This is a genomic window from Alteromonas sp. G4i13 (assembly GCF_054960505.1).
This window is the reverse complement of the sequence record NZ_JBHNYX010000018.1, coordinates 1-14,450: the sequence shown is the minus strand read 5'-3', so window position 1 is coordinate 14,450 and position 14,450 is coordinate 1. Positions and strand designations below refer to the sequence as shown.

The following is a 14,450-nucleotide window of genomic DNA, read 5'->3' as shown; positions in this document are numbered from 1 at the left end:
TACAGGAGAAAGCACTGTGAAAATGATGTCGGGCGCAGCCATGGTGGTTGAAGCGCTAAAAGATGTAGGAGTGACACACGTGTTCGGTTACCCAGGTGGTGCCGTATTAGACATTTATGATGCGTTATTTGCGCAAGATGATGTCAAACACGTCCTCGTACGTCATGAACAGGCAGCCGCCCACATGGCGGATGGTTATGCACGTTCAACTGGCAAAACCGGCACAGTGCTCGTCACATCAGGTCCAGGCGCTACGAATACTATTACAGGTATTGCTACTGCATATATGGACTCTATTCCGATGGTTATTTTATCGGGACAGGTGCCGTCGAAGCATATTGGTGAAGACGCATTCCAAGAAACTGACATGGTGGGGTGCTCACGCCCTATCGTTAAGCACAGCTTTTTGGTAAAGCGCGCGGTTGATATCCCAGAAGCGATTGCTAAAGCTTATTATATTGCCAACACAGGTCGTCCTGGCCCGGTGGTAGTAGATTTGCCAAAAGATATTGTGAACGTAGCAGAAGAACACCCGTACGTGTTCCCAACTGACGTGACCATGCGTTCTTACAACCCAACTGAAAAAGGCCATCCTAAACAGGTCAAAAAGGCAGTTGAGTCGTTACTTAAAGCAGAACGTCCCGTACTGTATGTAGGTGGTGGAGCTGTAGCTTGCGATGCGTCTGCAAAGGTTATTGAGTTAGCCGAGAAGCTTAATGCACCGGTAACTTGTACGCTAATGGGTCTTGGTGCTATGCCGGGTACACACAAGCAATTTATCGGCATGCTAGGTATGCACGGTACGCTTGAAGCGAACAAGACCATGCATAATGCCGATTGCATCATTGCACTAGGTGCACGTTTTGATGACCGTGTTACTAATAACGTTGATAAGTTCTGCCCACATGCGGATATTATTCACGTTGATATTGACCCAGCATCGATTTCTAAAACCGTAAATGCGCATATTCCTGTAGTAGGTTCGGTAGATAAAGTACTTGATCAAATCTTAAGTCAGGTAAATAAGAAAGACTTATCAGGTCAAAGCGAAAAGCTGGCCGATTGGTGGCAACAAATTGAAACCTGGCGCGCTCGTCAGTGCTTAAACTACGCACAGGGCGAAGAGGTAATTAAGCCTCAGCGCGTTATCGAAGCCTTGTACAAACACACAGACGGTAAAGCCTACGTAAGTTCTGACGTAGGTCAGCACCAAATGTTTGCTGCGCTTTATTATCCTTATGATAAACCGCGTCAGTGGATCAACTCAGGTGGTCTTGGCACCATGGGCTTTGGTTTACCGGCTGCAATGGGTGTGCAGTTTGCGCACCCAGGTTCAACCTCTGTGGTAGTAACGGGTGACGGCAGTATTCAAATGAATATTCAAGAGCTATCTACTTGTTTGCAGTACAACCTGCCTATCAAGATTATCTCATTGAATAACCGTGCCCTAGGTATGGTTCGTCAGTGGCAGGATATGATTTATAAAGGACGTCACTCACACTCTTACATGGATTCAATGCCTGACTTTGTGAAGTTGGCAGAAGCTTACGGACACGTGGGCATTAAAGTAGACAAGCTTGACGAGCTAGACGCAGCAATGGAGAAATGTTTCAGTTACACAGATCGCTTAGTGTTTATGGACATAGCAGTAGACCAAAACGAACACGTATATCCAATGCAAATTAAGTTTGGCGCAATGGATGACATGCGCTTAAGCAAGACGGAGCGAACCTGATGAAACGTATTATCTCTGTATTAATGGAAAACGCCCCTGGCGCACTATCTCGTATCGTTGGTGTATTCTCACAACGTGGTTACAACGTCGACTCACTGTGTGTGGCACCAACCGACGACGCGAGCCTTTCGCGTCTAACGATTATCACGCACGGCGACGACAAAGTCATAGAGCAAATTACTAAGCAAGTGAATAAGCTTATTGATGTGCTAAAAGTGGTAGACCTTACTGAAGGTACGCACATTGAACGCGAACTTATGCTGATTAAAGTCGCGACTCGCACAGAGTCGGTACGTGCTGAAGTGAAGCGGAACTCTGATATCTTCCGTGCGCGTATTGTGGATGTGAACGTAAACAACTACACCATTGAAATTACGGGCACCACAGATAAGCTAGATGCATTTGCCACGACTATGGGGCAGTGTGCTGAAATTATCGAATCATCGCGCACCGGTGTGTGTGGGCTTGCTCGAGGTGATAGGGCGCTTCGTCCTTAAATTTATTCCCGCAAAGCGTTTTTTCGAAAGGCTGTCAGTAGACAGCCTTTTTTCATTCTAAGGAATTACCCTAAGTATCGCGCCCATAATAGGCTTCTACGCGCAGGGCTACGCCGTATGAGGTTTTAAAATCCTCTTCACGTAGCCATAAAACGAAAGGCTCTACCTCAAAGAATAGCCAATCGCGCAGCATGTTGTTACGCCACCTAAACCCGCCATAGACTTCTTCTACGCGAAAGTTGGGTTGGCTGAGCCCTTCCACCATAAAGTGAGGAATAACGGCGTTGTGTTGATCTACCGAAAACAAATGGTGAACCTCGTGACGCCATAGCCAGTCGTTGGTATCGTCGCGGTAGTAGTAGCGATTATTTTGTCGAACCAGGTGCTTTTTATTGATTTCATATTGAAAAGCGACGCCCACCTCCGCACCCAAACGGTCACGGGTGTAATAGTAAAGTTCGGCGTCGTATAGCATGGCCCATTGTTTAGAAAAGGCAAAAGCATCTCTGTATCGGGTCATCGCATAGAGTTGGTCGCGGCGACCAGCACCAATTCTAAATGAGTAGTGAGAGTCTTGCTCAGGACGAAAGCGAAGCGCGATGGTCGTTCGATCGCGGTTGTTATTGCCGGTATCCCTCGCGGCTCGTATTGTGTTGTTCTGTGTCTCGTCTTCGTTATCACTTAATAGTAAATCAACGCGTTCTTTTAAAGCCGGTAGGCGAACTCTTACCCTGAAGCGCAAATCCGTATCCGAGAGCATGCCACTTCTTGGCTCCCAGGCAAGTTGAACACGACCTTCGGCTCTGGCTTCCTTCTGTCCTGAAGCACCTATTTCATCTGAACTTTCAAACAAACCATCAAGCTGTTTTACGGTGAAGTCCATGGTGTCGGTGAAGCTACGCTGCCAAATATCAAACCATTGCTCATTAGGTATTGAAGGAGGCAAGGAGTGTGTACTTTCTTTTGTCGAGTTAGCGCGGTTAGAAAGCGTATTTTCTGGCCGAGCAATATCCCGATAGGTTATACCTACACTGGTCGCATTTACGGGGGAGTTCAACGTGTCAGCAGCTGAGTCAGGTGCAACAGGTAAAGCGAGCAATAAATGGCAATAGACCACGGTAAGGCATAGCATTGCTCACTAACTCCTTGTAAAAATTAGCATAGTTGAATGTTTCGACCATTCGCATTGGGGATATACAGAGCATGGATTGTCCCAACCAAAACGTCAATCTTTATTCATTGAAGTAAATATTCAGGTGAAAGCATCAGCAGGCAATGGCATACTGTGCCAATCGATGTAAGGGAGATTATTTTTATGGGTGGTATTAGTGTTTGGCAGTTGCTGATCATACTGGTTATTGTGGTGCTTTTATTTGGTACGAAGCGTCTTAAAGGTATAGGTACTGATTTAGGCGGCGCAATCAAAGGCTTCAAAAAAGCAGTCACCGAAGAAGACAAAGACGCAGACTTTGAACAAAAGAAGCAAGTTGAAGAAAAGTCAGCAGCAGAGCCTGTTTCAACTAAGACGCAGAGCGACGTTAAAGAAAAATCCTAATGTTCGATATCGGCTTTTGGGAGCTATTGGTTATCGGTGTACTGGCGCTGCTTATTTTAGGGCCAGAAAGATTACCGGGTGCCATGCGCTCAACTATAAATACAATTCGTAGCGTGCGTAATGTAGCAACGGGCTTTAAGCAAGAAGTTGAGCATCAGTTGCGCGTGCACGAATTGCATGAAAATTTGAAAAAAGCAGAGCAGCAAGGGCTTAAAGATCTTTCACCTGAACTTGAACAAAGCGTCGATGAGCTAAAAAAAGCTGCAGAGTCGGTTCAAGAACCTTATAAAAAGCAATAGATGTCTGACGCTAATAACCTTATTTCTCATTTAATTGAATTGCGTAGCCGTATTCTCAAAGCCCTTTTGAGCGTACTTATCGTCTTCATTTGTCTTGCGGCGTTTGCGCAAGACCTTTATAAGCTATTGGCGATGCCATTGCTTGAAGCCTTACCTGAAAATGCGAGCATGATTGCAACCGACGTTGCATCACCTTTCTTTGCTCCGTTTAAACTTACACTGGTGTTATCGTTTTTTATTGCGATTCCCTATGTGCTCTATCAAGTATGGGGGTTTGTGGCTCCGGGTTTGTACAGAAATGAAAAGCGCCTGGTAGCGCCTTTACTACTTTCCAGTACGCTGCTGTTTTACGCAGGAATGGCGTTTGCCTACTTTGTGGTATTTCCAATAGCGTTCGCGTTTTTTACAAGCGTAGCACCTGAAGGTGTAACGGTAAGTACAGATATATCCAGTTATTTGAACTTCGTCTTGAAACTGTTCTTTGCATTTGGGGTCTCATTCGAGATACCGATAGCCATTATCTTAATGTGCTGGACTGGGGTAACGGATGCTAAGTCTTTACGAGCCAAGCGCCCGTACGTGGTTGTTGGTGCATTCGTGGTTGGCATGTTGCTAACACCGCCAGATGTTATCTCTCAAACATTATTAGCTATTCCAATGTGGTTGCTGTTTGAAGTAGGGGTTATTGTTGGGGGATTTTACGCGGGTAAAACACCAAAAGACGATACATCTACTGAAACAACAGACAACACATAGATGTTAAAAAAAGAAAGGAATAAAAATGAAAACCCGACTGCTATCTCTTGCCACTATTCTGTGCGCGTTTGGGGCGTTTAATGTACAAGCTGAGACAGTTGCTGATGCATTGGAGAAATGTCGCAACACGGACAATAGTTTAAAGCGACTTATGTGCTATGACAGCGTCGCGAAATCACTCAACAAGTACGAAGGTTCAGACGCTCAGATTGAGCAACTACAGGCCTACAAGAGCAACAATGGTAATCAGATGAAGCCTCGCCCAGCGCCTGTCGCTCAGGGACAAGTTCAAGCCTCTGAACCTAAGAATGACTTTGGACTTGAACATAAGCGAGATTTGTCTGACGAAGCTTCTGAGATTGCGGTCACTATCGCTTCAATCAAGAAGAATGTGCGTGATAAGCATGTTATAACTTTCAGCGATGGTTCTGTATGGCAGCAAACTGATGGAACCTACATGAAGCTTAAGGAAGGTCAGTCGGTAGCCGTAGAAAGGGGCTTATTGGGTGCATTTTTCTTAAGTGTAGAAGGGCTTAACAAGCGTATGAAAGTAAAACGCGTAAAATAAATGCCTTGGTTTGATGCTGGCGTCAACTTGCTTGATAAGCGATTTGACGCCGATGAAGTTATACAACGAGCACAAGATGCAGGTGTAGAAAAACTCTGCATTATCACCACGCACCCCAGTGAATGGGACGCCGCAGTAGCGCTATATAATAAGTATCCAACCCAGTGCTGTTACACTATCGGTGTCCATCCTCACAATGCGAAAGATGTCACACCAAGTGATTACAAGCGGTTACGCGAACTTGCAAAACAGAAAGGGTGTGTTGCAATTGGTGAATGTGGTCTGGATTTTAATCGCAACTTCTCACCACAGCCCGTTCAATTGGCAGTGTTCGAAGCCCAGTTAGACATTGCGGCTGCATTAGACTTACCCGTGTATTTACATGAAAGGGATGCGTTTGACGAACAAGTCGCGTTATTAACCGAGTATATGCCTCGTATAAAAGGTGGTATTGCCCACTGTTTTACTGGGAATGCAGAGCAGGTTCAGCACTACCTTGCGCTGGGGCTTTATATTGGTATTACTGGCTGGGTATGTGATGAGAAGCGAGGCGAAGCACTACGCGAAGCCGTGAAGTCTATACCTTTAAACCGTCTTATTCTTGAAACTGATGCGCCTTATCTGTTTCCCAAAACCCTTCGACCGAGAAAACGTAATAACGAACCTGCTTTTCTACCCCATATCGCTAAACAATTAGGCGAATATCTGCAAGTTGAGACTGATAAATTACGTATTAGCAGTTATGCTAATAGCTGTGAGTTGTTTTCTCTCAGCTAAACATAGGTTTATATGCAGACAAATCTGAAAGCGATGCGCAAGTATGATGCGGGTCTTATTCTTATCACCCTAGTGGCCGTCGTTGCATTTGTGTCTGTGTTGTTTAGTTTGTCTCCTAACACCAGTGCAACACCACGATTCTCGCAGCTTACTTATCTCAATGTAGATAATGGCAATGCGCTCGATTTTACTACCATTACTCAAACGCCGCTTACCGACTGGACACCAATATCTTCACCCATTAACTTGGGTATGAACACAAACGTACATTGGTTTTCAATGGTCATTGCGCCAACGCAAAGCAATGAAAGTCGATTTCTATTGCACGTCGACTATCCCCTTTTAGATAGTTTAGACGTTGCGATTTACAGCCAAATAGGCAGCACGCCTATTGCTACTTATTCAGGTGGCGATGGCCTGCACTTTGACAACCGGCCTGTTTCTCATGTGAAGCCACTATTCCCCCTACCAGTAAGCGCTCAGTCGCAGCGGGTGATTATTCGAGTACAAACCTCTGGCAGCGTACGCCTTCCTATTCGTATATGGGAAGAAACAGAGTTTATTGCCTATACATCAAGCCGTAACCTGGCATTGGGGATATTTTTTGGCATCTTGGTAGCAATGGGCGTGAGTAACGCATTTTTAACGGTAACGACAAGTAACGTGTCGTTCCTTTATTACTCTGGCTATGTAATGAGTTTGGCGCTTATATTGGCGACGTTACACGGCTACGGCTTCTCCTATATGTGGCCGGGAAGCACATGGTTTCAAGGTAAAGCAATTCTTGTGTTTGCTAACGCGACTATTATGTTTGCGGCGATGTTTACGCGAAGCCTACTACCTATTAGAGCCCACAGCGTAAAGCTAGATAAAATCACACAGGCAATCAGTTGGGTGTGCGGGTTAAGTATAATCCTCGGCCTTATCTTGCCTTACTCGTTCATGATAAAGGCGTTCCTGTTACTGCTTAGCCTCATCGTTATTTTTACTCTTGGGTTAGGTATTTGGCTAACGCTCAAAGGGGTGGTCGTAGCACGTTATTTTACCATTGCTTGGGGTTTTCTATTAATTAGTGGACTAAGTGCGAGCCTTGATAACGTTAATATTATTCAATTGCCTATTTCGTCAAATAACCTGCTGATCATTGGTGGCGCGGTTGAAACGCTCATCTTGGCACTTATCTTAGCGATTAATTATAGCCACAGTCGCGATGATCTCATTGAGGCGCAGCAGTTCGCGCTAGAGCAGGAAAAACAGGCAAATACGGCCAAAGAGAATTTACTTGAAGTACAAAAGCGTTATCAAGATGACCTGGAGTATAAAGTACAAGAACGCACGTTAGAGCTAGAAATTACGTTACGCGAATTGTCTGAAGTTAACCAAGAATTGGAAAGGTTAAATGCAATAGATCCGCTCACGGGAGCGCACAACCGTCGACATTTCGATAAGCGTCTGCGTTCTGAAGGGCGACGCAGTAGACGTGAGCAAACACCATTATCTCTCATCATTGTTGACGTGGATCATTTTAAGCAAATTAATGATCAACACGGACATGATGGTGGTGACGCTTGCTTAATTCACGTCACCAATGTCTTTCAGAAGCACATCCATCGCCCTACAGATGACTTGTGTCGCATAGGTGGTGAAGAGTTTGCCATTATATTGCCTAATACCGATCTTGAAGGCGCTTTTCACGTTGCCGAAAATATGCGAGATAGCCTTGCGTCGACCCCACTTGATTACGAAGGGGAAACCATTAAGCTAACTGCAAGCGCGGGCGTTTCTACAACCATTATTATTGATGAAGAGCACGCGCAAAATCTTTTCAAGTTCGCCGACGAATGCCTTTACGAAGCCAAGGCTGCGGGCCGCAATACAGTAATACATAAACATTTACAGGAAAAACTATGACATCTTCACCTTTCCCTCAAAGAAGAATGCGCAGACTACGCGCCAAAGATGCTTTAAGAGGGCTTGTGGCAGAGCACCGTTTAACCACTGACGATCTCATTTACCCTGTTTTTGTACTACCCGGTGAGAACGCACGAGAAGCCGTACCTTCTATGCCTGGTGTGGAAAGACTTTCTATCGATTTGCTAGTGCAAGAAACGGCGAAATGGGTAGAGCTGGGCATTAGAACGATTGCGCTTTTCCCTGTGACACCTATGTCTCTTAAAACCGAGTGTGCAAGCGAAGCGTTCAATCCTGAAGGACTTGCTCAGCAAGCTATGAGAGCGCTTAAAAAGGCGTTTCCTGAAGTAATGCTGATGTCTGATATCGCATTAGATCCATTTACGTCTCATGGTCAAGATGGCCTCTTAGACGAAACTGGTTATGTGATGAACGACGAAACAGTCGAGGTGCTCATTAAGCAAGCGTTATCGCATGCTGAAGCTGGCGCTGATATTGTTGCGCCTTCTGACATGATGGATGGGCGCATTGGCAGTATCCGAAAAGCACTTGAAGAAGCAGGTCACATCAATACGTGTATTATGGCTTATTCTGCTAAATACGCGTCTGCGTACTACGGTCCATTTCGTGATGCCGTCGGCTCAGCTGCAAATATAAAGGGCGGCAACAAGAAAACCTATCAAATGGATCCTGCCAACACCGATGAAGCACTCCACGAAATTGCGCTTGATATAGAAGAGGGCGCTGACATGGTAATGGTGAAGCCAGGTATGCCGTATTTAGATGTTGTGCGTCGTTGTAAAGACGAATTTAAAGTACCGACATTCGCCTATCAAGTAAGTGGCGAGTACGCTATGCATCAAGCTGCTTTTGCTAATGGTTGGCTAAATGAAGACGCGGTAATCCTAGAATCGTTATTAGCGTTTAAGCGCGCTGGCGCAGACGGGATTCTGACTTATTTCGCTCCGCAAGCTGCTGCGCTTTTAGCGAAGCAAAACGACAAGTAATACCAACAACCAAAGGTTCGACAACAAAAAGGCCGTGCAATGCACGGCTTTTTTTTCATGTTTTTTTCCGTTTATCGGTATACATATTTAACGCATTCTATCTGTATGTAAGTGGTTACTTACAAACGAGTTCGCAGCCAGCTTTATGCTGAAGCCAGCATTCATTTGCTAGCTCTGCGTTGATCAAAGGATGCGATTTCAGCCAGCCTTCAGGGAAAGTAAGTGTCCACTTACTTTCTTCGCACTGCAACGTTACCTCTGGTATATGTTTATTCTGACGACGCAGACATAACACCACTGCGATACGTAAAATTCGCAATAAGCCTTTTAGCATTGGACGGTAGTCTTCGTGGTACTTTTCAAATACGTCTGGCTTTATGTTTAACCTATGCTGAGCAACTAAATCGCGGATGGCGGCGCGCTGAAGGCGCGTGAAGCCAGGCAAATCAATGTGACTTAATATGTATTCACCATGCTCATGATGGCGCTTATATTCAATGTGAAGACCTATTTCATGAAGCTGTGCGGCTGCACCTAAAATGGTTTCGGTATCTAAATGACAAATGTTCTGTTGTGCACAAAGTTGATGGCATAAAGTAAGCGCTACGTGACTAACCGAATTCGCGTGACTAGCATCTACATGATAACGATGTTTTGCCTGATTAAGGGTCTGCTGGCGACGATCATTCTCGGTAACGTTATCTAGCATTCCGTAGATCAGTCCTTCTCGAAGCGCACCACCAGAAATATTCATGTGCTTAATATTTAGCGCTTCAAATAAGCTGATGAGGATCGCTAAACCAGACGGGAAAATAGCTTTTCTGTTATCTTCCAATCCGTCGATATCAAGGGTTTTAATGCTGCCGCATTCAATACATTGCTTTTCTAAATGATACAAATAGTCTAAGCGGATAGCATCACTAATACCCTGTGCTACAAGAATCTCAGTAATGGCTTGCGGCGTGCCAGATGCACCTAAACAATTCTCCCAATCAAAACACAAAAACGCGCTAGACACATCGGTAATAAGCGCGTGTGCGGCTTTTTTGGCATTGTCGAAATTGTCTTCGGTGATAGTGCCGCCGGTGAAATAGCGTTCCATAAACGTTACACAGCCCATATCCAAACTCTTAAGATGGATAGGCTGCATGTCGTTGCCGATAATGATTTCTGTGCTGGCACCGCCAATATCTATGACTAAGCTATTGCCTTGGTTGGCGGATGTGTAGGCTACGCCAAGATAAATTTGTCGCGCTTCTTCTTCACCGCTAATCACTTCAAGTTTGTGATTGAGAATCTCTTCTGCCTTGCGAATGAATACATGCGCATTGGTTGCCAGTCGCAATGTAGCGGTCGCTACAATTTTAATATTAGAAGGGGGGATATCCTGCAGGCGTTCCGAGAATACTTGCAGGCATTGCCAGCCGCGTTCCATGCTTACGTCATCAAGTGCTAGCTCATCATCTAAACCTGCTGCTAGGCGCACTTTCTGTTTAATTTTCCCTATTATTTGCACACTGCCGTTAACAACGTGAACAATCACCATGTGAAAGCTGTTAGAGCCTAAATCTACGGCGGCGTAATACTCGCCGTAGGTTTGTGCGTCGTGCTGGAGTTCTGCCTGCATAAAACCTCGATTCTTATTGAGTACCTTTACGCCTCACTGTTGCGCTCTGTTGTTTCGGTTTTGAGGCTTTCCACGGCCTCTTCCGTTTCCACGACGTGAAGAATTGCGGTTGTTAGGCGTACGTCTTCTACGTGGTTTTGGAGGCGTTACATCATCAAGTAGAGCACTGCGGTCGTAATCGGTAACCGGTATTGCCTTTTGAATGTATTGCTCAATAGCAGGTAAGTTTAGTGCGTATTTTTCGCACGCGAAACTAATTGCAACACCACTTTGTCCTGCACGGCCAGTACGACCAATACGGTGTACATAGTCTTCGGCGTCGTCAGGTAAGTCGTAGTTGAATACGTGCGTTACCGCGTCGATATGAAGACCGCGCGCTGCAACGTCGGTTGCGACTAAAATATCAAGATTGCCTTTGGTGAAATCTTCTAAGATCCCAAGGCGTTTCTTCTGTGGTACATCGCCGCTAAGCAAGCCCACGCGATGGCCATCTGCGGTAAGCCAGTCGGTAACTTTCTCACAGCTATTTTTAGTGTTGGCAAAAACAATTGCCTTTTCTGGCCATTCTTCTTCAAGCAGCGTAAGAAGAAGCAGCATCTTGTCGTCATCAGACGGATAAAATAGCTCTTGAGAAACGCGAGTTGCAGTTGTTTGTTCTGGCGCTACCTGTACGTGGGTAGGGTTGTTCATGTGCTCGTAAGCAAGCTCTTGCACGCGGTAGCTAAGTGTAGCTGAAAATAGCATGCTCAAACGTTCGCTTGCCGGTGGCATGCGGCGGAATAAAAAGCGGATATCTTTTATAAAGCCTAAATCGAACATGCGGTCGGCTTCATCAAGTACGGCAACCTGAATATTCTTCAGTGTGAACACATTCTGTTTGTAGTAATCCAGTATGCGTCCTGTCGTACCAATTATAATATCTACCCCTTCTTCCAAAGTTTCACGTTGACTTTGGTAACCTTCGCCCCCATAAATCAAACCAAGCGACAATCCAGTATGCTCACTAAGCAGTTTGGCGTCGTTATAAATTTGAACGGCGAGCTCTCTGGTCGGCGCCATGATAATTGCGCGAGGGCCATTTGATTTGCTGTTATCTGCATTTTCTGCTTTGCTTAGCAAATAGTGAAATGTAGCTACCAAAAAGGCAATGGTTTTACCGGTTCCGGTTTGAGCCTGACCTGCAATGTCGTGACCTTCCAATAAAGGAGGCAGTGCAAGTGCTTGAATTGGTGTACAATGTGAAAAATTAGCTGCCGCCAAGGCGTCAACAACCTTGCCGTTAATCGGCAGGTCAGAAAAGTGAGTATCAGTTAAGTGAGTAGGCATAGCTTATAGCTTATCAGTGCTTGCATTAAAAAACAGTTTCTATATAACACTTATGGTCAGGCTGAGACAAATCAGCGACAGACCAATAATGGAGAAAAGAATGAGCGACAAAATTATCCAGTTATCTGACGATAAATTCGAAGCAGATGTTATCAATGCTGAAGGTCCTGTACTGGTTGACTTCTGGGCTGAATGGTGTGGCCCGTGTAAAATGATCGCACCAATCTTGGAAGAAGTTGCGACCGAGTTTGATGGCAAGTTAACAGTTGGCAAGTTGAATGTCGATGAAAATAACGAAACTCCACCTAAATATGGTATTCGTGGTATTCCTACATTGCTACTTTTCAAAAACGGTAACGTTGCTGCAACTAAAGTAGGCGCGCTATCTAAAGCTCAATTAACAGAGTTTCTTAACGAAAACCTTTAATTGATTTCAAATTGAAAACCGGTGCTAACGAAGCACCGGTTTTTATTTACGCCACAGGGACTAACGTTTCATTCTAGAAGAGCAAGCCACAAATTATTTAACATTTCGGCGGTAAAACGCTGGACGTTGATTAAATATAGTGCTAACTTTTCTTCAGCGCTCATCCGAGCAGCGTTCTGCTTACGCCCACATCAGGGTGATATCAAATCTAAACTAGAACAGAGTGACTTTAAGTCCTGTAAGCGAAGTTCAAGCACAAAGACCCACCAGTATGAATTTAACTGAATTAAAGAACAAACCAATAAGCGAGTTGGTTAACCTGGCCGAGGAGATGGGCCTGGAAAACATGGCGCGCGCCAGAAAACAAGACATCATTTTCTCAATCCTAAAGACACACGCAAAAAGCGGTGAAGACATCTTTGGTGATGGGGTACTAGAAATTTTACAGGACGGTTTCGGCTTCTTACGCTCAGCTGACTCTTCGTATCTTGCAGGACCAGACGATATTTATGTATCGCCAAGCCAAATTCGACGCTTTAACTTGCGTACCGGTGATACGATTGCCGGGAAAATTCGTCCACCGAAAGACAGTGAACGATACTTCGCCCTACTAAAAATCCGCGAAGTTAACTTCGACAAGCCTGAAAATTCACGTAATAAAATCCTTTTTGAAAACCTTACACCACTTCACGCAGCAGATCGCTTGCGCATGGAACGTGGTAATGGCTCAACAGAAGACATTACGGCTCGTGTACTAGATTTGGCGTCGCCAATCGGTAAAGGCCAGCGTGGTCTTATCGTAGCGCCACCTAAGGCCGGTAAAACGCTTCTTCTTCAGAATATTGCTCAGTCAATTGCTGCTAACCACCCAGATTGTGAGTTAATGGTATTACTTATTGATGAGCGTCCGGAAGAAGTAACCGAGATGCATCGCCTTGTTCAAGGTGAAGTCGTTGCTTCAACCTTCGATGAGCCAGCAAGTCGTCACGTACAAGTTGCTGAAATGGTTATCGAGAAAGCCAAGCGTCTTGTTGAACACAAAAAAGACGTGGTTATCCTGCTTGACTCGATTACTCGTCTTGCTCGCGCTTACAACACGGTTATCCCATCATCAGGTAAAGTACTTACCGGTGGTGTTGATGCGAATGCTCTTCACAAGCCTAAGCGCTTCTTTGGTGCTGCCCGTAATGTTGAAGAAGGCGGAAGCTTAACGATTATCGCAACAGCGCTTATCGATACCGGCTCTAAAATGGACGAAGTTATCTACGAAGAGTTTAAAGGTACAGGTAACATGGAATTACACCTTAATCGCAAAATCGCGGAAAAACGTGTATTCCCGGCTATCGACTTCAACCGCTCTGGTACCCGACGTGAAGAACTGCTTACAGCGCAAGATGAACTACAGAAAATGTGGATCCTTCGCAAAATCGTTCACGAAATGTCAGAAATTGACGCAATGGACTTCCTTATCAGTAAGTTGTCGATGACCAAGACAAACGATGAGTTCTTTGACGCAATGCGTAGACAAAAGAGTTAATAGAAACTTAGTAATAAGTTGATATTTAAAGAAAAGGCGCCACTCGGCGCCTTTTTTATTCCCTGCATCGATAAAGCACTTTTCTTATACTTCCGTCTAATACCCTCAGTCTTGTGAATGGGGTATTTTCGTTTGCTTATTGATTTTTAACAGCAATCGTTAGTTCAGTGGTGTGTTCTCCCTTGAGATGATTTACTCTGTCTAAAAAACACCAAAGGAAATAATAGTTATGTACCAGAAATTGCTGTCACTCGCATTTGCAGGGTTGGCCTCTGTGTCAGCTGCTAATGCCGCTCAGATCAATGTTGATGAATTAGCGAATAAAGTCGAGCCTGATGTAATTAAATGGCGTCATCACTTTCATGAATTTCCTGAATTATCGAATCGCGAGTTTAAAACCGCTGAATATGTTGCTGACTACCTTGAAA

The 14,450-nt window shown here is 44.9% G+C and carries 14 protein-coding genes and 1 pseudogene; 12 read left to right on the top strand and 3 right to left on the bottom strand.

Annotated features, from left to right (window positions below; genetic code table 11):
* Positions 1–16 precede the first annotated feature (16 nt).
* On the top strand, positions 17–1,735 hold the full coding sequence (locus ACFI6J_RS10595) for an acetolactate synthase 3 large subunit (RefSeq protein WP_014975512.1): 1,719 nt from the start codon (positions 17–19) through the stop codon (positions 1,733–1,735).
* Positions 1,735–2,232 carry an acetolactate synthase small subunit gene (ilvN, locus tag ACFI6J_RS10590; protein ID WP_014975513.1) on the top strand — a complete coding sequence of 166 codons (498 nt, stop codon included), beginning with the start codon at positions 1,735–1,737 and terminating at the stop codon, positions 2,230–2,232. Before ACFI6J_RS10595 ends, ilvN begins: the two co-directional genes overlap by 1 nt.
* 70 nt (positions 2,233–2,302) lie before the next feature.
* Here ilvN and ACFI6J_RS10585 read toward each other — a convergent pair whose 3' ends face one another.
* Positions 2,303–3,364: a hypothetical protein gene (locus ACFI6J_RS10585; RefSeq protein WP_039225050.1), complete on the bottom strand. Its 1,062-nt coding sequence runs from the start codon at positions 3,362–3,364 to the stop codon at positions 2,303–2,305.
* A 177-nt stretch (positions 3,365–3,541) separates the two neighbouring features.
* Between ACFI6J_RS10585 and tatA the strand changes: the two genes are divergently transcribed.
* Genes tatA through hemB form a run of 7 tightly spaced genes read left to right on the top strand, consistent with a single transcriptional unit; the run spans position 3,542 to position 9,105 of the window.
* The gene (gene tatA, locus ACFI6J_RS10580) at positions 3,542–3,787 is read left to right on the top strand and encodes a Sec-independent protein translocase subunit TatA (protein WP_230633705.1); all 246 of its coding nucleotides are present in this window, start codon (positions 3,542–3,544) and stop codon (positions 3,785–3,787) included.
* Complete coding sequence (tatB, locus tag ACFI6J_RS10575; RefSeq protein WP_014948087.1) at positions 3,787–4,086, top strand: Sec-independent protein translocase protein TatB; 300 nt, start codon at positions 3,787–3,789, stop codon at positions 4,084–4,086. The genes tatA and tatB overlap by 1 nt, the downstream gene beginning before the upstream one ends.
* The gene (gene tatC / locus ACFI6J_RS10570) at positions 4,087–4,842 is read left to right on the top strand and encodes a twin-arginine translocase subunit TatC (protein ID WP_014948088.1); all 756 of its coding nucleotides are present in this window, start codon (positions 4,087–4,089) and stop codon (positions 4,840–4,842) included.
* A gap of 25 nt (positions 4,843–4,867) precedes the next feature.
* A complete protein-coding gene (locus ACFI6J_RS10565) occupies positions 4,868–5,410 on the top strand; it encodes a hypothetical protein (protein ID WP_014948089.1) in 543 nt (180 codons plus the stop codon).
* A complete protein-coding gene (locus tag ACFI6J_RS10560) occupies positions 5,411–6,187 on the top strand; it encodes a TatD family hydrolase (RefSeq protein ID WP_156085866.1) in 777 nt (258 codons plus the stop codon). It abuts the gene before it with no gap.
* Positions 6,188–6,199: 12 nt separating this feature from the next.
* Positions 6,200–8,098 carry a sensor domain-containing diguanylate cyclase gene (locus ACFI6J_RS10555; RefSeq protein WP_156085867.1) on the top strand — a complete coding sequence of 633 codons (1,899 nt, stop codon included), beginning with the start codon at positions 6,200–6,202 and terminating at the stop codon, positions 8,096–8,098.
* Complete coding sequence (gene hemB / locus ACFI6J_RS10550) at positions 8,095–9,105, top strand: porphobilinogen synthase (RefSeq protein ID WP_039225046.1); 1,011 nt, start codon at positions 8,095–8,097, stop codon at positions 9,103–9,105. The genes ACFI6J_RS10555 and hemB overlap by 4 nt, the downstream gene beginning before the upstream one ends.
* Before the next feature lie 115 nt (positions 9,106–9,220).
* Here hemB and ACFI6J_RS10545 read toward each other — a convergent pair whose 3' ends face one another.
* Together ACFI6J_RS10545 and rhlB are read right to left on the bottom strand one after the other, a co-directional pair.
* Positions 9,221–10,732, bottom strand: coding sequence for a Ppx/GppA phosphatase family protein (locus tag ACFI6J_RS10545; protein ID WP_101563389.1), 1,512 nt, complete (start codon positions 10,730–10,732; stop codon positions 9,221–9,223).
* 33 nt (positions 10,733–10,765) lie between these two features.
* Positions 10,766–12,058 carry an ATP-dependent RNA helicase RhlB gene (gene rhlB / locus ACFI6J_RS10540; RefSeq protein WP_014975523.1) on the bottom strand — a complete coding sequence of 431 codons (1,293 nt, stop codon included), beginning with the start codon at positions 12,056–12,058 and terminating at the stop codon, positions 10,766–10,768.
* A 100-nt stretch (positions 12,059–12,158) separates the two neighbouring features.
* On the opposite strand from rhlB, the gene trxA reads away from it, so the two are divergent.
* From trxA to ACFI6J_RS10525, 3 genes and pseudogenes are all read left to right on the top strand, one after another.
* Positions 12,159–12,485, top strand: a complete 327-nt coding sequence (trxA, locus tag ACFI6J_RS10535) for a thioredoxin TrxA (RefSeq protein WP_012517074.1) — start codon at positions 12,159–12,161, stop codon at positions 12,483–12,485.
* Between the two features lie 271 nt (positions 12,486–12,756).
* Entirely contained in the window at positions 12,757–14,022 is a 1,266-nt protein-coding gene (rho, locus tag ACFI6J_RS10530; protein ID WP_014948094.1) for a transcription termination factor Rho, read from the top strand.
* A gap of 229 nt (positions 14,023–14,251) precedes the next feature.
* Positions 14,252–14,450 (top strand): annotated as a pseudogene (locus tag ACFI6J_RS10525) (amidohydrolase); the annotation flags it as partial.